The following is a 19,905-nucleotide window of genomic DNA, read 5'->3' as shown; positions in this document are numbered from 1 at the left end:
GATATGGATGCGGCATCCTCCGGACGACTGACGATTTTTTCGACCGGCAATGCCTTTGACCGACAGGAGTGGGACCGGGAACAGAAAGCCGTCCGCGAGCGGATGGACAGAAGCTGGCTGGAGAGCCTGCCGGCTTGCAACATGGTGCAATACCGCAGGAGGATTGCAAAGGGCGGCAGACCGCTGTTTGTGCTTGATCAATCCTCGAAGTTTGCTAACCCCGTCTGGCTTCTACTGCTTGAGGAGCGAGATGGTACGCTGCTTCGGGTCACGACGCCGACCAACCCTCTGGCACGGCGTCTGAGTTCGATCAACCAAGTCTATTCAATAGCACGCAGCAGCGGTATTCGAAGCCTTACTGTTCCCGTCGAGCAAAAGCGGTGAAATGGCAAGTCAATTCGGCCCACTCACAACAGACTGGCGGATACCATGAACCGCGCGGTTCAGGTATCTCATCGAAGAGCATGAACGCCTTCAGAAACCGGGACATACGGCCGTGTGAGGCAGCGCGCCTTCGCTCAGATAAGCAGAAGAGGGATCATCTTGGCGCGTATTTGTCTTTTCGAGGGGCTCGGGGCACCGCTCGCCCGCCCATTCGAACACGCCCTGAAACAGGTGCTTATGAAGCGCCTGAAGATGGGCCGTGTCGAAAGTGGGTTCCGGGCCGAGACCGTTGCGCAGTTCGAGCAGCCGGATCGCAATAATCGGATGCTCGGCCGCTTCTAGCGCCTCGTGTGTCTCAGCCCCTATCTTGTTTCGAAGGGTAGGATGGCCCTGGCGTACCACGTCGATTGGCGATGGTTCGAAAGCAGCTTGACGTCACTTGGGATATGTCGGACCTACCTCATGAGAAGATCCTTCAGCTTCTTCCTACTGAGTTCAATGGTTTCAAACCAGTGGCGATGCAGGCACGGTGCTCGTGGTTCCTCGCGGCTGGCCGATCAGCGTTCCGGCAGGTGGAAAGCCTGTTGGAAATAGGAGCGGAAGGCGAGCATGGGAGGCGTCAGCTCCATGTTCCTCCGCCAGGCGAGACCCACGTCCATGGCGGGCACCGGATCGCCAATATTGACCGTCTCGATCCGCCGGCCCTCGAGTGACCAGGGCCGGTGCACCATGTCGGAGAGGATGGCGACGCCCTGGCCGTTGGCGACCAGCGAGCGCACCGCTTCGACGGAGGAGGTACGCAGGATGACACGTGGCTGGTAGGGTGTAGCGCTCCAGTATTTGAGGGCGGAGTGGGCGGCCTCGTCGACCGTCAGCATGATGTAGGGCTCTTCGGCGATCTCCTTCAGGCCTACCGTCTCGGCCTGCAGGAGCGGGTGCTGCGCCGGCAGCCAGAGGCGGCGTGTCGAGCTTAGAACCTTCTCGGTCACCAGCGCCGGGTTGAGGATGTTGGAGGTGAGCAGTACCGATATGTCGTAGCGGTTGCTCAAGAGCCCTTCCTCGATGGATTCGCGGTTGAGTTCGAACAGCTGGATCTCGAGCTTTGGAAACAGCCGGCGCAGCCGTTCGATATGCAGCGGCAGGAAGTAGCCGATAACCGTATAGGTCGCAGCCACCGTCAGCATGCCCTCTATTTCGCTGCCGATCACGTTGAGATGCGTGGCCTCATCGACCTTCTTCAGGATCTCGTAGGCATGGGAGAGGAACTGTCGTCCAGCGGGCGTCAGGTCCATGCCGTGCGGCGTTCGCAGGAACAGGCTGACGCCGACCGTGCGCTCCAGCTCCTTGATCGCCGTCGTGATGGCGGATTGGGAAATGGAAAGGTCGATCGCGGCCTGCGAGATCTGGCCGAGTTCGGCGGTCGCGACAAAGTAGCGGATCTGGCGGAGGCTGAGCGTCAAAGCTGTCGAAGTCCTTCTGATTTGCCACGAAATGCTATCGAAAAATCAGAACCGCTGGTGGCGATATAAGCATAAAATCGCACCTTTAGGGGCAACTCGCCCCCATCTCATTGTTTCGCCTCGATTTTGCGTTGCAACAAAAATAGGCTCTCCGTTCTGATTTTTAGAATTTATCCATGTGAAAATAAAATTTTTCAAAAAGCTGTAAAGGGCTTAGCGTTCCTCCGTCCAGAAAAGCATGCGAGGAACAGACGGTGCGCGAGGAAGTCGACATCAACTGCGACATGGGCGAGGCCTTTGGCCGCTGGCGTGTCGGCGACACGGACGACGCCTCCCTCATGCCGCTGATCAGCTCCGCCAACATCGCCGCCGGTTTCCATGCCGGCGATCCGAACCTGATGGACGAGACGGTGCGGCTTGCCGCCGAACACGGCGTCGGTATCGGTGCCCACCCCGGTTACAATGACCTGCAGGGCTTCGGTCGCCGCAAGATCGCCGGTACGGCGAAGGAACTCGTCAACGACATCATCTACCAGGTCGGCGCCATCAGGGAATTCGCCCACCGCCACGGCGCGCGGCTCCAGCACGTCAAGCCGCACGGCGCGCTCTACATGGAAATGGCGGCCAGTCCCGAACTGTCGCGGATCTTCGTGGGCTACATGCGAACGGTCGAGCCGAATGCCTATATCTTCTGCATGGGCGGCTCGGCGACCTGGCGCGCGGCAATGGAGGCCGGCCAGCCCGTGGTGCGCGAATTCTACGCCGATCGCGACTACGACGACACTGGCTCCATCGTCTTTACCCGCGACGCCGGCCGGCCCGATCCGGCGGCCATCGCCCGCAAGGTCCTGCGCGCCTGCAAGGAAGGCAGGGTCCAGACCGTGACGGGCAACGACATCGCCATCGATTTCGAATCCATCTGCTTCCATTCCGACACGCTCGGCGCCTTCGGCATCGTGCGCCAGATGCGCGAGGCGCTGTTGAATGCGGGTATTCGAATTGCACCGGTCTCGGACATGACCGGGCGCTGACATTTCAAGTGGAGAGAGTGATGAGCAAGATCGAAATCAGATCGCCCCTGCCGGGTACCTTCTACCGGTCATCCGCCCCGGACGCTCCGCCTTTCAAGGCGGAGGGTGACAGCGTGGCGAGCGGCGATGCGATCGGGCTCATCGAGGTGATGAAGACCTTCCAGGAAGTGCCGGCCGGCGTCGAGGGCAGGAACATCACCTTCCTCGTCGAGAACGAGGAGCCCATCATGGCAGGTCAGGTCATCGCCGAGGTGGAGGCATGACCATCCGCTCGCTCCTCGTTGCCAACCGCGGCGAAATCGCGGTGCGCATCATCAAGGCAGCGAAGGTCCTCGGCATTCGCACCGTCCAGGTCCACAGCGCGGCGGATGCCGACATGCTGGCCGTCAAGCTCGCGGATGCGGCTGTCGACATCGGTTCGCCGGCCCCGAAAAAATCTTACCTCAACATCGAGGCCGTGGTGAATGCCGCCAAGGCGGCCGGTGTGGATGCGGTGCACCCCGGCTACGGCTTCCTGTCGGAGAATGCCGATTTCGCCGATGCCGTCGAGGCGGCCGGTATGATCTTCATCGGCCCGAAGGGCGATGCGATCCGCCTGCTCGGCGACAAGGTCGCCGCCCGCGCGGTGGCGGCGAAAGCCGGCGTGCCGACCGTTCCGGGCAGCGCGGGACGTCTTGCGACGATCGAGGAAGCCCGAGCCGTAGCGGCTAAGACCGGCTTTCCGATCATGATCAAGGCATCGGCGGGCGGCGGCGGTCGTGGCATCCGCATCGCCGCCGACCTTGCCGACCTGGAACGTCACCTTCCGCAGGCCTCCGCCGAGGCGCTCGCCGCCTTCGGCGATGGCGGCCTCTATCTGGAGAAGGTCATCACCAAGGCACGCCATGTCGAGGTGCAGATCCTCGGCGACGGGCAGAACTTCGTCCATTGCTTCGAGCGGGAATGCTCGCTGCAGCGCCGCCGCCAGAAAGTATGGGAAGAAGCACCGTCATTTCTGCTGCCGGCCGATGTGCGTACCCGGCTTTGCGCGAGCGCCGTCGCGCTTGTCCGCGAGGTCGGCTATCGCGGTGCCGGGACGGTCGAATATCTCTATGACGAAGCGACGGGCGAATTCTACTTCATCGAGGTGAACACCCGCATCCAGGTCGAGCACCCGGTGACGGAAATGATCACGGGCATCGACCTCGTCGAGGAGATGATCCGGATCGCCGGCGGCGCGCCGCTGTCGATCCGGCAGGCGGATGTCGCGGCCGAGGGCCATGCCATCGAATGCCGTATCAATGCGGAGGATCCCGCAAGAGGGTTCATGCCCGCACCGGGCACCATATCGAAACTCTCTGTGCCGCAAGGCGAGGGCATCCGGTTCGATACGATGCTCTACGAGGGTTACACCATCCCGCCCTTCTACGATTCGCTCATCGGAAAGCTCATCGTCTGGGCCGAGACACGCGAGGCCTGTCTCGAGCGCCTGCGCGGGGCGCTGGAGGGCCTGGTGATCGAGGGCATCCCGACCACCATTCCGCTGCATCTGGCGCTTGCCGCGGATGCGAGCGTTGCGCGTGGCGCCTTCGACACCCGCTTCCTCGAACAATGGCTTGAAACCGAATTCGCCGCGAAGACCGGCGCGACCGCGGAGGTTGCCTGATGACGATCAGATACACATTCGGAGGCGATGAGCACCTCTTCGTCGAATGCAACGAGGAAATGTCGCTCGAAGCCTTCTTCACCAGCCTTTCCATGGCGAAGGGCGTCCGGGAAAGCGGTATCAAGGGTGTCACCGAGATCTGTCCGGCCAATGCTTCGTTCCAGATCAAGTTCAACCCCGATATCATCCATCCCGATGACATCCTGAAGGAGGTGAAGGCGATCGAGGGGGCGGCCGCCAGGGCGGAACCCATCCTGAAGACCCGCATCGTCGAAATCCCGGTGTTCTATAACGATCCCTGGACTCACGAGACGCTGATGCGCTTTCGCGAGCGCCACCAGGACCCCGCCGGCACCGATCTCGACTATGCCGCTCGCATCAACGATTACGGTTCGGTCGAGGATTTCGTCGGCGCGCATTCCGGCTCGCCCTGGTTCGTCTCGATGGTCGGCTTCGTCGCGGGCCTTCCCTTCATGTACCAGATGGTGGAGCGAAAGCGGCAGATCCAGGTGCCGAAATATCTGCGGCCGCGCACGGACACGCCGAAACTGACTGTCGGCCATGGCGGTTGCTTCGGCTGCATCTATTCGGTGCGGGGCGCGGGCGGCTACCAGATGTTCGGCATCACGCCCATGCCGATCTTCGATCCGACGCAGACGACCAGCTATTTGCGTGATTTCATGGTCTTCTTTCGCCCCGGGGACATCGTGAAGTTCAAGCCGATTGATCGCGACGCCTATGACCAGGCGGTGGAGGATGTCGAAAAGGGCCGTTTCGCGCCGCCGATCCGTGAGGTGAATTTCGACCTCGGGGAATTCCAGAAGGATATGGATGGCACCAACGCCAGGCTGGAGGGCATGCTTCATGGCCATTAAGGTTCTCCACCACGGTCTTGCGACCACTGTCCAGGATCTCGGCCGTCCCGGTTATTTCCATCTCGGCATCCCCGTCGGCGGCGCGATGGATCGTTTCGCCATGCGGGCGGCGAACCTGCTCGTCGGCAATGATGAGGGGGCCGCTGGCCTCGAGGCCGTCTTTATCGGCCCGAAGCTGGAATTCACCGAGGACGCGCTGGTCGCCGTCACCGGCGCGGACATGCCAGCCAAGGTGGATGGCGTTCCCCAGCCAGGCTGGACGGCCTTCAAGGTAAAATCCGGCCAGACACTGACCTTTGATTTTCTGAAATCCGGCGCGCGTATCTGCATCGCCGTTTCCGGCGGCATCGACGTCCCGGAGGCGCTTGGCAGTCGCTCGACCTATCCGATCGGCGCGCTCGGCGGTTACAAGGGCCGGCCGCTTGCCGCGGGTGACGTGTTGCCGGTCGGCAAGGGCAGCCTTGCCAGCGAGGGCAAGACCGTTGACGAGGACCTGCGCCGCAAGCCGGACATGCCGGCTGAACTGCGCGTGCTGCCGGGCCTCTACTGGCATCGGGTGACGGAGGAATCGCAGGAAAACTTCTTTGCCGACGAATGGAAGGTGGCGAACGAGGCCGATCGCATGGGTTATCGCTTCAAGGGCGGGCGCACGCTCGACTTCGTTGATCGTGAGCAGCCCTTCGGAGCTGGTTCCGATCCCTCGAACATCGTCGACAGCTGCTATCCCTATGGCTCCATCCAAGTGCCTGGCGGCACTGAGCCGATCATCCTGCACCGCGATGCCGTCTCCGGTGGCGGCTACTTCATGGTCGGAACGGTCATCTCCGCGGACATGGACCTGATCGGCCAGTTGCAGCCGCACACACCCACGCGCTTCGTCAAGGTGACGATGGAAGCGGCACTGGCGGCGCGCGAGGAACGCCGGGCAGGCCTTGCGCGGCTGCGCGAAGCGCTGACCTAGGAGGCGGTGATGCGCTCGACGGTTCTGCTTCTGGAAAAAGGCGGCCCGTCTGGCGGCGGGTCAGTCGAGCACGGGGGTAAGATAGGCAGCCGTGACGCCAGGGCCGGGGACGATCGCGACAATCTTCATCTGCGCAATCGTGCGGTTCAGCGAAGCCTCCAGATGGGTCTCCATCATGGAGACCGCCGATTCTGTCGCCCCGCGCAGCAGAAGTTCGGCGATCAGCCGCAGTTCCGTGATGATTGCGGGATCACCTGGCAGACCGAGGCGGCGCAGCAGCCGGTCGGTCGCCGTCACCGGCAGGAGGTTGTTGCGCACGAGATCCTTCAGTCGTTCGTTGGGCGCGGCGAGCACGCAGCATTCGATGAATTCGGTCTGGATCGCTTCGCTTTCTCGAAGCGAGCCTGTGGCGCTCGCCTCCTCGGCGGCACGCAGACGTTTCAGGAGCGCCTCCAGCCGCGCCGGGCTGACGGCGCGCGCGCCAAGGCGGATCGCTGGCGGCTCCAGCATCGTGCGCAGCGCGAAATGGTCCTTTACCGTCTGTGCGGTGAGGGGACCCGCGATCCAGTGCGAGCTCTGGTTCTTGCGCACCAGCCCCCGTTCGCGCAGGCGTGTCAGCACGTCGCGCACGACGGTGCGGCTGACGTTGAAATGGTTGGCGAGCTCCATCTCGATAATCCGATAGCGCCCGAAGACCACGCAGCCCGCGACATCCGCCTCGACCTGGTTGTAGATGCGCTCCCAGGAAGAGCGGCTTTGCAGGGCTTCGTCCGCATGGCGTGGCACGATCAGCCCGAGCGCCTTGATATCGGTCCGGTTGGGTTCGATATCGGCTCCGGGCGGACCGACGAGAAAACCCCTGCCGGAAAAGCGGTGCACGAGCCCTTCGGCCTCCAGCGCCTGCAAAGCCCTTTGCACGGGCGCGCGCGATGTCTGCAGGATGTCGGCAATTGGGCCTTCCAGCAGCACGAGGCCGGGCGGCAGCGTGCCCGCTTCGATATTGCTGCGCAGCACGTCTTCGGCGATCGCGTAGCGCCGCTGTGTGCCGGTGGCCGCCTGGTCGTCTTTCATGGATCTTCGTATCTCTCGGCATCTTGGACGACTGCACTCTGACGCATTCTCCGCGACAAGGGAAGGATGGCATAAATGATTATTGAATACAAAAATTGAAGAATACACTTGAGTGAGGTGCTGGATTGAAAGTTGTGCGATGCATCGCGGGTGGTCGCATTACTACCTTGGCGCAACCGCTGATTTGATCAGCGAAACCGATGAAATTTGCGCGTATCGCGCGCAAAACGAACAAATGATATGATAATGCCGGCCGCGGAAAGCGCGCTGCCGTGGTGGAAAACCTGTTGCTGTGTGGCAAGAATCTCTGCGCAGTAGAAATTTTATAAAAGGGCTATTGAATACAAAAGCCATTCATGTCATGGTTTTGATAACAAGGCGCCCGGAAGAGGCGTCGCAGGTGGAACGAAACGAAGTGCCCCAGGATTGACGCTACGCCGCGCCTCTGACCGAGGTGTGAACGGGAGCTTTTTGCCTTCTCCGGCAGCCCTCTGGCGGCCGGTGGATTGCGGAGCTTTGCGCGACAAGTCCTGGCCTGAACTGGTGGGAATACAGGTGAAGTCCGTCCTCCAACTGAAGAACGTGCACAAGGCCTTCTCCGGCGTGCCGGCACTGGCGGGTGTCGATGCGGCGCTGCCGGAGAACTCCTATATCTCACTGCTTGGTCCCAGCGGATCGGGTAAGACGACACTCCTGCGCGTCATCGCCGGCTTCGAACAGCCGGACGGCGGGGAAATCCTCTTTGCCGGCCAGCGCATCGACGGCGTGCCGCCCCATGAGCGCGGCATCGGCTTTGTCTTTCAGAATTTCGCGCTCTTCCCGCATTTGAGCGTCGCTGAGAACATCGCCTTCGGCCTTGAAAACCGTGCCGTCGATCCCGTGACGGATACGAGGGTCGTCGCCGCGAAGGTGCGCGACATAATCGGTCTCGTCGGGCTTTCGGGCCTGGAGGGCCGTGCCGTCACGCAGATTTCCGGCGGCCAGAAGCAGCGCGTGGCGCTTGCCCGCACGCTGGTGACGGAGCCGAGCATGGTGCTGCTTGATGAACCGCTTGGCGCGCTCGATGCAAATCTGCGCACCCGCATGCGTGGTGAACTTCGTACCATCCGTGAGCGCTGTGGCGTCACCTTCCTCCATGTCACGGGCTCGGAGACCGAGGCGCTCGCCATGGGCGATACCGTGCTGGTCCTCGATCGCGGCCGCATCGCCCAGTCCGCGGATGCCGGAACGCTCTACGGCCGTCCGGCTTCGGCCGATGTCGCGCGTTTTCTCAATTGCTACAACATCTTTTCCGGCGCGATTTCGGATGATGCCTTCGAGAGCCCGGTCGGTCGATTGGCCCTGGGCGGCGCACAGCAAAAATCCGGCGAACCGGCCTATGCCATCCGCTACGACCGCGTCGCGATCCGCCCCCTCCACGCGTCGGCCGCTGGCGACGAGGTGCGCATCGAGGCGAGCTTCGTCGCCAGCGAATATTCCGGCGCGGCGATCAATTCCTTCTTCACGCTCGATGACGGCCGCGTTTTCGAGGTGGAGACCCATCTCAGCCATGCCGCGCCCGAGACCTTCGAGGAGAAGGCGCGATACGCCCTCGTCTGGAAACGGGAGGACGCCCTTGTCTTCGTTTGAGAACCCCGTCGCCGGTTTCGCCCCTGTCCACCCGGAGAATGAGAGATGACGATGGTCGCCACCAGCGATGACACGCCCGTCGAAACGGCGGCGCCTTCCACCCGCAGGCAGCCGGACCGCACGGCCCTTCTGCTCGCTCCCGGCGTCTTGTGGATGCTGCTCTTCCTCGTGGCGCCGATCCTGATGATGGTCTACGTTTCCTTCTGGACGCAGACCACCTTCAAGATCGAGCCGACGCTGACGCTGAAGAGCTGGGTCACCTTCTTCTCGTCCGACACTTATCTCGGCGCGTTGTGGACGACGATCCGCATCTGGCTGATCGTGCTCGCTTCCACGCTGCTTGTCGGCTATCCGGCCGCGCTCTTCGTCGGGCTCTTCGTCAAGAACAAGACGCTCTCGACAGCGCTCCTGGTGCTCTGCGTCATTCCGTTCTGGACCTCCTTCCTCATCCGCGTGCTCGCTTGGCGGCCGATGCTCGGCAAGGAGGGGGCAATCAATATGATCCTTATGAAGATCGGCGTCATCACGCAGCCGATCGAGGTGCTGCTGTTTTCGGAACTTTCCGTCATCATCGGCATGACGCAGATCTATTGCGTCTTCATGGTCGGACCCATCGCCTTCATGCTTGGCCGCATTGATCCTTCGGTCATCGAGGCGGCGCAGGATCTCGGCGCGAGCTTCTGGCGCATCTTCCGCACCATCATCCTGCCGCTCTCGATGCCCGGTGTGGTGGTGGGCGCGATTTTCGTCTCCGTCATGGTGCTCGGTGAATTCGCCACCTCCGCGGCCCTTTCCGGCCGCAAGGTCAACCTTCTCGGGAACATCATCGTCACCCAGGTGGGCTCGCTGAAATGGGCTTTTGCCGCCGTCGCCGGCGTCGTGCTGACCGTCCTGATGGGGGCGGTCGTCGCCGCACTTCTCCGCGTTGTCGACCTTAAGAAGGAGCTTTGAGCCATGAACGCATCCGGCATAAAGCTTGGCCTTGGCCTCTATACGATGCTGTTCATCGTCTTCCTTTATGGCCCGCTCGCGGTTCTTGCCATTCTCTCCTTCCAGACTGGACCGGAGGGCGGGCCGCAGTTCCCCATCATCGAGTGGTCGACCTACTGGTACAAGCACCTCTTCGGCCTCACTCCGCCGTCGCGCATCGCACCGCTGCCGATCGAGCAGGCGCTGATACGCTCCCTGACGCTCGCCGTGATGACGATGATTGTCTCGACCGTGCTCGGCGTCACCGCCGCCCAGGCCTTTCGCAAGAAGTTCCGTGGCTCGGGTGTGGTCTTTTATCTCATCGTGCTTGGCATGATGGTTCCTGGCGTGCTCGTCGGCCTCGGCATGGCGCTGGTTGCAAACACGCTCGGCGTCGACCGGCACTGGTGGGGCACTGCCTTCGTGCTACACGTCGTCTACACCTTCCCCTTTGCCTTCCTTGTGATGCTGGCGATCTTCAATCGCTTCGATCCAAGCGTCGAGGAGGCGGCCTGGTCACTCGGCGTGACGCCTACGCGCACCTTCCGCAAGATTACCTTCCCGCTGATCTTTCCAGGCGTGCTCTCGGCCATGCTGTTTGCCTTCACGCTCTCCTATGACGAATTTTCGCGCACGCTTTTCGCCTCTGGCCGGGACCTGACGCTGCCGCTCGCCATCTACGGCACCTTCTCCGTGGAAGTGCATCCGAACGTCTTCGCCTTCGGCGTCTTGACGACACTGTTCTCTTTCGCGCTGCTTGGAACCTATGCCGTGCTGATGGGCCTGTCGGTGCGCCGCGCCAGGCGCATGGCGATCCAGGAGGATACATGATGGTGGGCAGCGCTCTCGTCACCGGCGCAGGCTCTGGCATCGGTCGCGCCATCGCCCGGAAACTCGCCGCCTTAGGTTATGCGGTCACGATCAACGATCTTTCGCTGGAGCGCGCCGAGGCCGTGGCGGATGAAATCCGGGCCGCAGGCGGCAGGGCGGCGGCCGTGGCGGGTGACGTCTCCGGCGAGGCGGATGCCGCCACCATTTACCTCACCGCCGTCGCGGCGCATGGCGAGGTCTCGCTGCTCGTCAACAATGCCGGCATGGCCCACCAGGCGTTGTTCGAGAAGCTTGAAGTTGGCGATTTCGACCGCATGTTTGCAGTGCATGTGCGCGGCACCTTCTTGATGACCAAGGCCGTGCTGCCGGCGATGCTTGCCGCGGGCGCGGGCGTCATCGTCAATGTCGCCTCGCAGCTCGGCCAGATCGGCGGCGTCGAACTCGTGCACTATTGCGGTGCGAAGGCCGCCATCATCGGCATGACCAAGGCACTCGCCCGTGAGGTTTCCGCACGCGGTGTCCGGGTGAACGCGGTTGCGCCTGGGCCGATCAACACGCCGCTGGTGATGCAGCTCTCGGAGGATTGGCGCGCCGCCAAGCGGGCAGGCCTTCCGCTTGGCCGCTTCGGCGAGCCGGAGGAGGTCGCCGAAACCGTCGCCTTTCTCGCTTCGCCTGCCGCCAGCCTTTTCGTCGGACAAACGCTCGGACCCAATTCCGGCGACGTCATGCTTTGAATCCGGAGACACCCATGACCACGGAAAAGAAACGTATCGTCATCGTCACAGGCGCAGGCATCGGCATCGGCGCGGCCACCGCGAAGGCTTTCGGCGCGCTCGGAGATCATGTGGTCGTGACGGATATTCTTGAGAAGGAAGGCCGTGAAACAGTGGCCGCCATCACCGGCGCTGGCGGCTCGGCGGACTTCCATCTCTATGACGTTCGCTCGACCGCTACGACCGGCGCACTGGTCTCCAACATCGAAGCGCGGCATGGCCGGATCGACGTCATCGTCGCCAATGCCGGCATCGCGCACCGTACGCCGCTCGCCGATCTCACCGATGAGAAGTGGGATCTCACCTTCGACATCGATCTCAAGGGCATCTTCCGCCTCGTGCGTGCCGCGGCGCCAGGCATGCGTGCGCGCAAATCCGGTTCCGTCATCGCGCTCTCCTCCATCATGGGCGTTGCCTATGGCTGGGACGAGCATGTGCACTATTCGGCGGCGAAGTCCGGTGTCATCGGCCTCGTACGCGGGCTTGCGGTCGAGATGGCGCGCGACGGCGTGCGCGTCAACGCAATCGCGCCCGGCTATATCCGCACCGCACAGCTGCTTTCCGAAGAGAACTCGCTCGGCCCTGCGGGCGCGGAAAAGGCGGCTGAGTTCATTCCGATGGGGCGGCTGGGAACAGGGGAAGACATCGCCGATGTCGCCGTGTTCCTCGCTTCCGACAATGCGAGATACATGACCGGCCAGGTGCTGGTCGTGGATGGCGGCCTTCTCGTGGGCCGGTACTGAGTCGCCTCGAAAAGGCGGGCGAATAGGGGCCGCAAAGCGGTTCCGGGGAACGATAAACAAACTGGAGAAGAGACATGTTCAAGTCGGAAATCAATCGCCGCTCGCTCCTCAAGCGCTCGGCCGGAGTGATGGCGCTGGCTATGGGTGGTGGCACGCCCTTCCTGTCCTCGCGCATGGCCTTTGCGCAGGCGGCTGACCTTGCCGGTCAGCAGCTGCGCACCATCGGCCTGTCTGTGACGGTGCAGGAACGCATCCTCGAAGAGTTCAGGAAGGCGTCGGGCGTCGGGCGCGCGTCGGGCACCGCTGCGACCTTCCCCGACGCGCAGACGAAAATCCTCTCAGGCTCCAAGGATTATGACTGCTGGGAAATCATCGCCGAGCGCCTGCCCTCCATCGTCATGACCGACAATGTCGAGACGATCCCGGCCGCCTCGCTGAAGAACTGGGCGAACATCCGGGACACCTTCACCACAGTGAACGACAAATGGGACCGCTCCGCGCAGATCGTCGGCCAGATCTGGGCGGACGAAGCCCAGACGGTGCTCAACATGGTCCCCGCCGTCTATAACTACGATTCCATCGGCTACAACCCGGATGTCCTCTCCGATGAAGAGGCCAACACCTGGACGTCGATCTTCGATCCCAAGTGGAAGGGCAAGTCGGGCCTCAATACCGACCCGCTTATCGCCTTCGGGCAGGCTATCATGGCGATGAACACGCTCGGCCTTTCCGAAGTGAAGAATCCCGGAAATCCGACCGCCGCCGAAATCGACGAGGCCGCCGCTTTCCTCGTCTCCAAGAAAAAGGAAGGTCAGTTCCGCGCGCTCTGGGGCGATTTCGGCGAGCTGGTCAACCTCATGGCCTCCGGCGAAATGGTGGTGTGCGACGCCTGGCAGCCGGCCGTCATGGCCGTCAAGGCGCAAGGCAAGCCCTGCAAATACGCCGTGCCGAAGGAAGGCTATCGCGGCTGGGCGATCGGCCCCTCGATGATTGCCGGCACGACCAACGAGGAGGCCGTCATCGCCTATGCCGATTACTGGCTCTCGGGCGAGCCGGGCATTACCGTCTCCGAACAGGGCTACTACTCGCCGTCGACCAACATCAAGGACGTCATGGCGCCGGAGAAATACGCCTTCTGGTACGAGGGAAAGCCCTGGGTCGGCGCGGAAGAGCGCGGCATCAAGGAAGGTGACCTGCGCGATGGCGGCTCGCTCGAGGAGCGCGCCAGGAACGTCGCCTACTGGCACCAGTGGCCGGAAGAGTACGATCACCTCATCCAGAAGTGGGACGAATTCCTCAACGCTTGATCCCAAGACGAGCGGACCGGGGCGGCGCGCCCCGGTCCCTGACCGGCAATTCGGGAGATGTCCCCCATGATTTTCGACCTGGAACTCAATTCCATCGGCAAGGTTTATGACAACGGCACACCCGCCGTCACCGATTTCAACCTGTCGGTGACCAAGGGCGAGTTCATCGCCTTCCTCGGGCCTTCCGGCTGCGGCAAGACAACGACATTGCGCATGATCGCCGGCTTCGAGACCATTTCCTCCGGCGACATGCTGATCCGCGGCGAGCGCATGAACGACGTGCCGCCGCAGCGCCGCCCGACCTCGATGATCTTCCAGAATTACGCGCTCTTCCCGCACATGAGCGTGCGCCGCAATGTTGGATACGGCTTGGAGGTCAAGGGCCTTTCAAAGGCCGACCGTGAGGCGAAGGTGGATCGCATCCTCGCAACGCTCGGCCTTGAGGACATCGCGGAGCGCAAGCCGGAAAAACTTTCCGGCGGTCAACGCCAGCGCATCGCGCTCGCCCGCGGCCTCGTCGTCGAGCCGGATATTCTTCTACTCGACGAGCCGCTCGGTGCGCTCGACGCGAACCTCAGGAAGGCGATCCAGAACGAGCTGAAGCTTTTGCAGAAAAGCCTCGGCGTTACCTTCATCTTCGTCACGCACGCCCAGTCGGAAGCGCTGGCGCTTTCCGACCGCATCGTGGTGATGAACCAGGGTCGTGTCGAGCAGATAAGCCCGCCGCATCAGCTTTATACCCGCCCGAATACGCCCTTCGTCGCCCAGTTCATCGGCCGCAATACCGTGCTTTCCGGCGAGGTCGCTGGCAACGATGGCGAGGACGTCATGGTGGCGACTGGCATTGGCATGCTTTCCGGCCGCGCCAACGGCACGCTTGCCAGCCACGGTCGCGTCAATCTCGTCGTGCCGGCCGAGGCGATTGAGGTGAATGCGGCGGGCAGGGGGATGCTCACAGGCGCGAGGAACCGTGTCGACGCCCGGATCGAGCGCTCCGAAGTTGTCGGTCATATCGCGCATCTGACAGCGCGCCTTCAGGACGGGCGGGTCGTATCGCTGGAAGCCCATGTCGACAAATATCGCCCGGGCGCGTTCCCGGCCGGCAGCCACGTCTTCCTGAGCTGGAACCCCGCCGAGGCGACGGTCATTCCAGCCCATTGACCATCCGAAACATTTTAGGGAAACCAAAGGAGATACCCATGGCGAAGGAAATTTTTTGCAGTTTCGGCATCGATGTCGATGCCGTGGCCGGATGGCTCGGCTCCTATGGCGGAGAGGATTCGCCGGACGACATTTCGCGTGGCCTCTTTGCCGGTGAGGTCGGCAGCCTGCGGCTTCTGAAGCTCTTCGAGCGCTTCGGCATCAAGACGACCTGGTTCATCCCCGGTCACTCGATCGAGACCTTCCCCGAGCAGATGCAGGCAGTTGCCGATGCCGGCCACGAGATCGGCATCCACGGCTACAGTCACGAGAATCCGATCGCCATGACGCGCGAGCAGGAGACAGAGGTGCTCGACAGGTGCATCGAGCTCGTTACCAAGCTTTCCGGCAAGCGTCCCACCGGCTACGTGGCGCCGTGGTGGGAGTTCTCCAACGTCACCAACGAGCTGCTGCTGGAGCGTGGGATCAAGTACGACCACTCGCTGATGCACAACGATTTTTCACCCTATTACGTACGCGTCGGCGACAGCTGGACCAAGATCGACTATTCGAAAAAACCATCCGACTGGATGATCCCGCTGAAGCGTGGTCACGAGACCGACCTTATCGAAATCCCGGCCTCCTGGTATCTCGACGATCTGCCGCCGATGATGTTCATCAAGAAGTCGCCGAACAGTCACGGTTTCGTGAACCCGCGTCAGATCGAGGAAATGTGGCGCGACCAGTTCGACTGGGTTTATCGTGAGATGGACTACGCCGTCTTCCCTATCACCATACATCCGGACGTTGCCGGCCGGCCGCAGGTTCTGATGATGCTGGAGCGCCTCTATGCGCATATGATCAAGCATCCGGGCGTGAGGTTCGTCACGATGAACGAGATCGCCGACGATTTCGCCAAGCGCTTCCCGCGCAAGAAGTGACCCGGCAGGGGAGCGGTTTGCCCGCTCCCTCGCAATGATCGGAAAGGAAGGACGCCATGTGTTCCCTATGCGGCGTCATCGGCGGAAACGAGCACTGGACGGATGCGGCGGCCAGGCCCGGCGTCTTCACGCGCAACCTCGAGCGGCTCGACCGGCGTCGCGAGCGCGCCAAGCGTGTCTCGGCGGTCAACCGCGTGCTCTCAGCATTCGGCATGAGCCTTTCCGACTGGCAGGGCTCCTCTTTCGTGCTTGCAACGCGCACCGGCAAGAGTGAGATGATCGAGGATCTCGGCCATCTCTGGCCGGCGGCCGAGCGGCTTTCGGGGCGGCCATGCGATCCGCTCGACGCCGCGCTCATCGCGCGCATGGAGGAGGCCAGCGGTGGTTGATATACCAGTCTTTACACCTGTCCATCTCCTCACCGGTTTTCTCGGATCCGGCAAGACGACGCTGCTCAAGCGTCTGCTCGCCGATCCGGCGCTTGCCGACACCGCCGTGTTGATCAACGAATTCGGCGAGATCGGTCTCGATCACCAGCTCGTCGAGCGCATCGACGACACGATGGTGCTGCTGCAGTCGGGTTGCGTGTGCTGCACCGTGCGGGGCGAGCTTGCCGAGGCGTTGCGCGATCTCCATTCCAGGCGTGAGCGCGGCCTCGTGCCGCCCTTCACCCGGGTCGTCATCGAAAGCACCGGCCTTGCCGATCCCTTCCCGGTTCTGTCGACGCTGAAATCCGATCCCGTACTGCGCCACCATTTTCGCGCCGGCAGCGTCGTGACGACCGTCGATGCCGTCAACGGTCTTTCCCAGCTCGACACCTATGTGGAATCCACCCGGCAAGCCGCAATCGCCGACCGGCTCGTCATCACGAAAACGGATCTTTGCCAGGACAAAGCGGAACTTTCCTTTCTCCTGTCACGTCTCGCCGAACTCAATCCGGATGCCCTGCGCACCATTGCCGGCGATGACGGTCCTGACGCGGAAATCCTCTTCGGTGATGACACGGTGCAACGGGCGGCTAAGCTCCAATCAACGAGCGGCTTTTACTGCGATAACCCCGCGTTGAAAGTGACGGCGGACGGCGTGGCACATCACACCGCGATCTCCTCCTTCATCGTCGCGGTGGATGAGCCAATCGACTGGACAGGATTCGGCGTCTGGCTCACGATGCTCCTCAACCGTCATGGTGACCGGGTGCTCCGGGTGAAAGGCATTCTTGCTCTTGCGGGCGAGGAGCGTCCTGTCGCGGTGCATGGTGTGCAGCATCTCGTCCATCCGCCGGTGCATCTTGCCGGCTGGCCGTCGGCGGAACGGTCGTCGCGTCTCGTCTTTATTGTTGACGGTCTCGATGTGAACCTGTTGAAACGGTCCTTCAACGCCTTCGCGCTTGCCGGGAATGTCGAGGCCCGTCTGCAGCCAGGGGCGGCATCGCGGATCCGGAACACTCAGAGCTCTTGATGAACAAGCATTCCCCGAAAGTGGCCCCCGCGGCCCCGGCCGTCCACACGGCCGGTCGACCGAAGCTGCGCGTGCTCGGAACCGCGATCTCCCTGCTGGAGGAACTGCGGCTGAAGGCGCAGGCCGATCTCGGTATCGACATCTGCTTCGACAACAACGATTTTATCGTCACCCAGCACAAGGCCGCCCAGGAGCCTGACAGCTACGATATCTACGACCAGTGTTTTCACAATCTCGATATCGTCTGGTACTGGCGCGCCATTCAGCCAATCGAGATTTCGCGCATCCCCTTATGGGACGAAATCAACGATCTGACGAAGATCGGCCAGATCGGCCCGAGCGCCCGGATGGGGCAGGGGGACGTACCGGCGCGTAAGCTATACGTGCAGCCTAGCCTTGCTCTTGGTGATAGGCCGACGGGGCGCATCTCCATGCTGCCGACGACCCACAATTTCGACAGCTTCGCCTATCGCGGCGATGTGCTGGAGCATGCACCACCGATGGTGAGTTGGGCGGCATTGCTGGACGAGCGCTGGAGCGGCCGAGCAGCCCTCGTCGACGAGCCGGCCATCGGCATCTTCGATGCGGCGCTCGCCGCCCAGGCCGCGGGGCTCATGAACTTCGGCAATATCGGTAACATGACAGTCGACGAGATCGATCAGCTGGTCGATATTCTGGAAGTGCGGCGCAAGGCGGGCTTTTTCCGTGGCTTCTGGCGCACGGCGGAAGATGCCGCGAGCCTGATGATCCACGGCGAAACCGACATCCAGAGCATGTGGTCGACGGGCATTGGCATTCTCAACAGCCAGGGCTTTCCCGTCGAGCAGGCCGCACCGGTCGAGGGGTATCGCGCCTGGCACGGGGGGCTGTGCCTTTCCCGCAACCTTTCGGGCCGCATGCTCGATGTCGCGTATGAGTATCTTAACTGGTGGATCTCCGGCTGGCCCGGCGCGGTGGTGGCCCGTCAGGGCTACTATATTTCCACGCCTGAGCGCTCGCGCCACTACATGACGGCGGCGGAATGGGATTATTGGTATGAGGGGCTTCCGGCACGAGAGGATCTGCCGGGGCCTGACGGCACGGTCCGCATCAAGCGTGGCGCGGTGCGCAGTGGCGGCTCATACTGGCATCGCGCCAACAGCATTGCTGTCTGGAACACTACCATGGATGAACACAACTATCTCGTCCGCCGCTGGATGCAGTTGGTCGGACGCGCGGAAAAGGACATCTGACCATGCCAGCCCGTTCGATCGCTCAGCTCTCCGTTCTCCTGCAATCCGGTGCACTCGATCCGGTCGATCTGGCGGAGGAAACGCTGGCACGCATCGCGGGACATCCGGACAAGACTATCTTCACGAGCGTGACGACGGTGCGGGCAAGGGCGGATGCGGAAGCGGCCCGCAAGCGGCTGCGCGAAGGCCGCTCCCGCGGCGTGCTGGAAGGTATACCGGTCGCCTGGAAGGACCTTTTCGACCTCGAAGGCCTACCGACGACCGCTGGCTCCCGCGTACTGAAGACGAGTGCTCCGGCGACGAAGGATGCCGCCGTGGTTCGGGCGCTTGCAGAGGCGGGCATGGTGAGTGTCGGGCGCGTGAACATGAGCGAGTTCGCCTTTTCCGGCCTTGGCATCAACCCGCATTACGGCACGCCGCGCAATCCGGCGTCGCCCTCCGGTGAACACCGTATTCCAGGTGGTTCCTCGTCCGGCTCGGGCGTGGCGGTTGCTGCCGGCCTTGTGCCGGTTTCCATCGGCACGGATACCGGCGGATCGGTACGCATCCCCGCGGCCTTCAATGGTGTCGTCGGCTATAAGGCGACGCGCGGCCGTTATTCGATGGAAGGGGCGTTTCCGCTGGCGAAAAGCCTCGATTCCCTTGGACCACTTTGCCGCACCGTGCAGGATGCGGCCTGGATCGACGCGGCGATGCGCGGCTTGCCGGCGGCCGATGTTCTGCCGCGTGTCGAGCCGGGTGACCTTTCCTTCGTCATCCCCGAGACCGTCTTTTTCGACGATGCCGAGCCGGAAGTCGTCGCGGCTTTCAAGATGGCCGTGGAGTCCTTAACGCGGGCCGGCGCCCGTATCCGCCGCGCCGCTTTCCCGGAATTCTCCGCCATCTTCGATCTGATGGCAAAGCACGGAGCGCTTGTTACCGCTGAGGCGTTCGTGCTCCACCGCGCCCGCATCACGGGTTCGGACGCGGCCGACATGGATCCACGGGTCGTCAAGCGCACGCTGCTCGGCGAGAAAATCACGCTGTCCGACTATGTGGAGACCCTCGCCGCGCGCGAAAGACTGACAGCCGACTTCGAGGCGCGCCTCGGACCAGGCGAACTTGTGCTGAGCCCGACGCTGCCTCACGTGGCACCAGCGTTGCAGCCGCTGCTCGATGACGAGGACCTGTTCTTCCGGATGAACGGGAAGACGCTGCGCAATACGCTGATCGGTAATTTCCTCGACTGGTGCTGCGTTTCGCTTCCGTATGGCACAGGCGCGAACAATCTTCCGGTCGGTCTTCTTGTCTCCGGTCGGCGGGGAAGCGACCTTCGTGTTCTCGCCGCCGCAGGTGCCGTGGAAGCGCTCTTCGGCTAAAAGCTGCGATCCCTGAAATGCAGCCGCACCACCACGCGGCAGCTCGGCGCCGGTTTCACGGGGATGAAATCGCTCCACATACCGCATCCGCTGCATT

21 protein-coding genes are annotated in these 19,905 nt (G+C 62.5%); 19 read left to right on the top strand and 2 right to left on the bottom strand.

The window, feature by feature from the left end:
• Positions 1 to 3 precede the first annotated feature (3 nt).
• On the top strand, positions 4 to 384 hold the full coding sequence (locus ATN84_RS07560; RefSeq protein WP_068881015.1) for a hypothetical protein: 381 nt from the start codon (positions 4 to 6) through the stop codon (positions 382 to 384).
• A gap of 159 nt (positions 385 to 543) precedes the next feature.
• A complete protein-coding gene (locus ATN84_RS07555; RefSeq protein WP_068881014.1) occupies positions 544 to 726 on the top strand; it encodes a hypothetical protein in 183 nt (60 codons plus the stop codon).
• A 215-nt stretch (positions 727 to 941) separates the two neighbouring features.
• On the opposite strand, the gene ATN84_RS07550 is transcribed toward ATN84_RS07555, so the two are convergent.
• Positions 942 to 1,844, bottom strand: coding sequence for a LysR family transcriptional regulator (locus tag ATN84_RS07550; protein WP_068881013.1), 903 nt, complete (start codon positions 1,842 to 1,844; stop codon positions 942 to 944).
• Between the two features lie 254 nt (positions 1,845 to 2,098).
• On the opposite strand from ATN84_RS07550, the gene ATN84_RS07545 reads away from it, so the two are divergent.
• The 5 genes from ATN84_RS07545 to ATN84_RS07525 are packed head-to-tail and all read left to right on the top strand — an operon-like array spanning position 2,099 to position 6,356.
• Positions 2,099 to 2,875: a 5-oxoprolinase subunit PxpA gene (locus tag ATN84_RS07545; protein ID WP_068881012.1), complete on the top strand. Its 777-nt coding sequence runs from the start codon at positions 2,099 to 2,101 to the stop codon at positions 2,873 to 2,875.
• A 20-nt stretch (positions 2,876 to 2,895) separates the two neighbouring features.
• Complete coding sequence (locus tag ATN84_RS07540; protein ID WP_068881011.1) at positions 2,896 to 3,138, top strand: acetyl-CoA carboxylase; 243 nt, start codon at positions 2,896 to 2,898, stop codon at positions 3,136 to 3,138.
• A complete protein-coding gene (locus tag ATN84_RS07535; RefSeq protein ID WP_068881010.1) occupies positions 3,135 to 4,520 on the top strand; it encodes an acetyl-CoA carboxylase biotin carboxylase subunit in 1,386 nt (461 codons plus the stop codon). Before ATN84_RS07540 ends, ATN84_RS07535 begins: the two co-directional genes overlap by 4 nt.
• On the top strand, positions 4,520 to 5,395 hold the full coding sequence (locus ATN84_RS07530; protein WP_068881009.1) for a 5-oxoprolinase subunit B family protein: 876 nt from the start codon (positions 4,520 to 4,522) through the stop codon (positions 5,393 to 5,395). The genes ATN84_RS07535 and ATN84_RS07530 overlap by 1 nt, the downstream gene beginning before the upstream one ends.
• The gene (locus ATN84_RS07525) at positions 5,385 to 6,356 is read left to right on the top strand and encodes a 5-oxoprolinase subunit C family protein (protein WP_068881008.1); all 972 of its coding nucleotides are present in this window, start codon (positions 5,385 to 5,387) and stop codon (positions 6,354 to 6,356) included. The genes ATN84_RS07530 and ATN84_RS07525 overlap by 11 nt, the downstream gene beginning before the upstream one ends.
• 60 nt (positions 6,357 to 6,416) lie before the next feature.
• Here ATN84_RS07525 and ATN84_RS07520 read toward each other — a convergent pair whose 3' ends face one another.
• Positions 6,417 to 7,427 (bottom strand): GntR family transcriptional regulator, encoded by a 1,011-nt coding sequence (locus ATN84_RS07520; RefSeq protein ID WP_068881007.1) that lies wholly within the window; start codon positions 7,425 to 7,427, stop codon positions 6,417 to 6,419.
• Between the two features lie 555 nt (positions 7,428 to 7,982).
• Between ATN84_RS07520 and ATN84_RS07515 the strand changes: the two genes are divergently transcribed.
• The 12 genes from ATN84_RS07515 to ATN84_RS07460 all read left to right on the top strand — a co-directional run bounded on the left by ATN84_RS07515 (position 7,983) and on the right by ATN84_RS07460 (position 19,808).
• Positions 7,983 to 9,056, top strand: a complete 1,074-nt coding sequence (locus ATN84_RS07515; RefSeq protein ID WP_068881006.1) for an ABC transporter ATP-binding protein — start codon at positions 7,983 to 7,985, stop codon at positions 9,054 to 9,056.
• 45 nt (positions 9,057 to 9,101) lie between these two features.
• Positions 9,102 to 10,007 (top strand): ABC transporter permease, encoded by a 906-nt coding sequence (locus tag ATN84_RS07510; protein WP_068881005.1) that lies wholly within the window; start codon positions 9,102 to 9,104, stop codon positions 10,005 to 10,007.
• A gap of 3 nt (positions 10,008 to 10,010) precedes the next feature.
• Positions 10,011 to 10,856, top strand: a complete 846-nt coding sequence (locus tag ATN84_RS07505; RefSeq protein ID WP_068881004.1) for an ABC transporter permease — start codon at positions 10,011 to 10,013, stop codon at positions 10,854 to 10,856.
• Complete coding sequence (locus tag ATN84_RS07500; RefSeq protein WP_068881003.1) at positions 10,853 to 11,590, top strand: SDR family NAD(P)-dependent oxidoreductase; 738 nt, start codon at positions 10,853 to 10,855, stop codon at positions 11,588 to 11,590. Before ATN84_RS07505 ends, ATN84_RS07500 begins: the two co-directional genes overlap by 4 nt.
• 14 nt (positions 11,591 to 11,604) lie before the next feature.
• Positions 11,605 to 12,372 carry an SDR family NAD(P)-dependent oxidoreductase gene (locus ATN84_RS07495; RefSeq protein ID WP_068881002.1) on the top strand — a complete coding sequence of 256 codons (768 nt, stop codon included), beginning with the start codon at positions 11,605 to 11,607 and terminating at the stop codon, positions 12,370 to 12,372.
• Positions 12,373 to 12,446: 74 nt separating this feature from the next.
• On the top strand, positions 12,447 to 13,679 hold the full coding sequence (locus ATN84_RS07490) for an ABC transporter substrate-binding protein (protein WP_068881001.1): 1,233 nt from the start codon (positions 12,447 to 12,449) through the stop codon (positions 13,677 to 13,679).
• 66 nt (positions 13,680 to 13,745) lie between these two features.
• The gene (locus ATN84_RS07485) at positions 13,746 to 14,840 is read left to right on the top strand and encodes an ABC transporter ATP-binding protein (RefSeq protein ID WP_068881000.1); all 1,095 of its coding nucleotides are present in this window, start codon (positions 13,746 to 13,748) and stop codon (positions 14,838 to 14,840) included.
• 38 nt (positions 14,841 to 14,878) lie between these two features.
• Positions 14,879 to 15,760 (top strand): polysaccharide deacetylase family protein, encoded by an 882-nt coding sequence (locus tag ATN84_RS07480; RefSeq protein ID WP_068880999.1) that lies wholly within the window; start codon positions 14,879 to 14,881, stop codon positions 15,758 to 15,760.
• Positions 15,761 to 15,816: 56 nt separating this feature from the next.
• Positions 15,817 to 16,149: a hypothetical protein gene (locus ATN84_RS07475; protein WP_068880998.1), complete on the top strand. Its 333-nt coding sequence runs from the start codon at positions 15,817 to 15,819 to the stop codon at positions 16,147 to 16,149.
• Positions 16,142 to 17,218, top strand: coding sequence for a CobW family GTP-binding protein (locus ATN84_RS07470; RefSeq protein WP_068880997.1), 1,077 nt, complete (start codon positions 16,142 to 16,144; stop codon positions 17,216 to 17,218). Before ATN84_RS07475 ends, ATN84_RS07470 begins: the two co-directional genes overlap by 8 nt.
• Entirely contained in the window at positions 17,218 to 18,450 is a 1,233-nt protein-coding gene (locus ATN84_RS07465) for an ABC transporter substrate-binding protein (protein ID WP_068880996.1), read from the top strand. The genes ATN84_RS07470 and ATN84_RS07465 overlap by 1 nt, the downstream gene beginning before the upstream one ends.
• Positions 18,447 to 19,808 carry an amidase gene (locus ATN84_RS07460; protein WP_161939561.1) on the top strand — a complete coding sequence of 454 codons (1,362 nt, stop codon included), beginning with the start codon at positions 18,447 to 18,449 and terminating at the stop codon, positions 19,806 to 19,808. The genes ATN84_RS07465 and ATN84_RS07460 overlap by 4 nt, the downstream gene beginning before the upstream one ends.
• Positions 19,809 to 19,905 lie beyond the last annotated feature (97 nt).

The organism is Paramesorhizobium deserti, from assembly GCF_001558695.1.
GTDB classification, from domain to species: domain Bacteria; phylum Pseudomonadota; class Alphaproteobacteria; order Rhizobiales; family Rhizobiaceae; genus Paramesorhizobium; species Paramesorhizobium deserti.
Note: the sequence above shows the minus strand (reverse complement) of the source record. Positions and strands in the feature narration are given on the sequence as shown.

Coding starts and splice junctions, on each gene's coding strand:
- ATN84_RS07500 (WP_068881003.1), top strand. CDS start 10,853: ATGATGGTGGGCAGCGCTCTCGTCACCGGCGCAGGCTCTGGCATCGGT.
- ATN84_RS07540 (WP_068881011.1), top strand. CDS start 2,896: ATGAGCAAGATCGAAATCAGATCGCCCCTGCCGGGTACCTTCTACCGG.
- ATN84_RS07485 (WP_068881000.1), top strand. CDS start 13,746: ATGATTTTCGACCTGGAACTCAATTCCATCGGCAAGGTTTATGACAAC.
- ATN84_RS07510 (WP_068881005.1), top strand. CDS start 9,102: ATGACGATGGTCGCCACCAGCGATGACACGCCCGTCGAAACGGCGGCG.
- ATN84_RS07465 (WP_068880996.1), top strand. CDS start 17,218: ATGAACAAGCATTCCCCGAAAGTGGCCCCCGCGGCCCCGGCCGTCCAC.
- ATN84_RS07480 (WP_068880999.1), top strand. CDS start 14,879: ATGGCGAAGGAAATTTTTTGCAGTTTCGGCATCGATGTCGATGCCGTG.
- ATN84_RS07495 (WP_068881002.1), top strand. CDS start 11,605: ATGACCACGGAAAAGAAACGTATCGTCATCGTCACAGGCGCAGGCATC.
- ATN84_RS07525 (WP_068881008.1), top strand. CDS start 5,385: ATGGCCATTAAGGTTCTCCACCACGGTCTTGCGACCACTGTCCAGGAT.
- ATN84_RS07535 (WP_068881010.1), top strand. CDS start 3,135: ATGACCATCCGCTCGCTCCTCGTTGCCAACCGCGGCGAAATCGCGGTG.
- ATN84_RS07475 (WP_068880998.1), top strand. CDS start 15,817: ATGTGTTCCCTATGCGGCGTCATCGGCGGAAACGAGCACTGGACGGAT.
- ATN84_RS07505 (WP_068881004.1), top strand. CDS start 10,011: ATGAACGCATCCGGCATAAAGCTTGGCCTTGGCCTCTATACGATGCTG.
- ATN84_RS07490 (WP_068881001.1), top strand. CDS start 12,447: ATGTTCAAGTCGGAAATCAATCGCCGCTCGCTCCTCAAGCGCTCGGCC.
- ATN84_RS07560 (WP_068881015.1), top strand. CDS start 4: ATGGATGCGGCATCCTCCGGACGACTGACGATTTTTTCGACCGGCAAT.
- ATN84_RS07520 (WP_068881007.1), bottom strand. CDS start 7,427: ATGAAAGACGACCAGGCGGCCACCGGCACACAGCGGCGCTACGCGATC.
- ATN84_RS07530 (WP_068881009.1), top strand. CDS start 4,520: ATGACGATCAGATACACATTCGGAGGCGATGAGCACCTCTTCGTCGAA.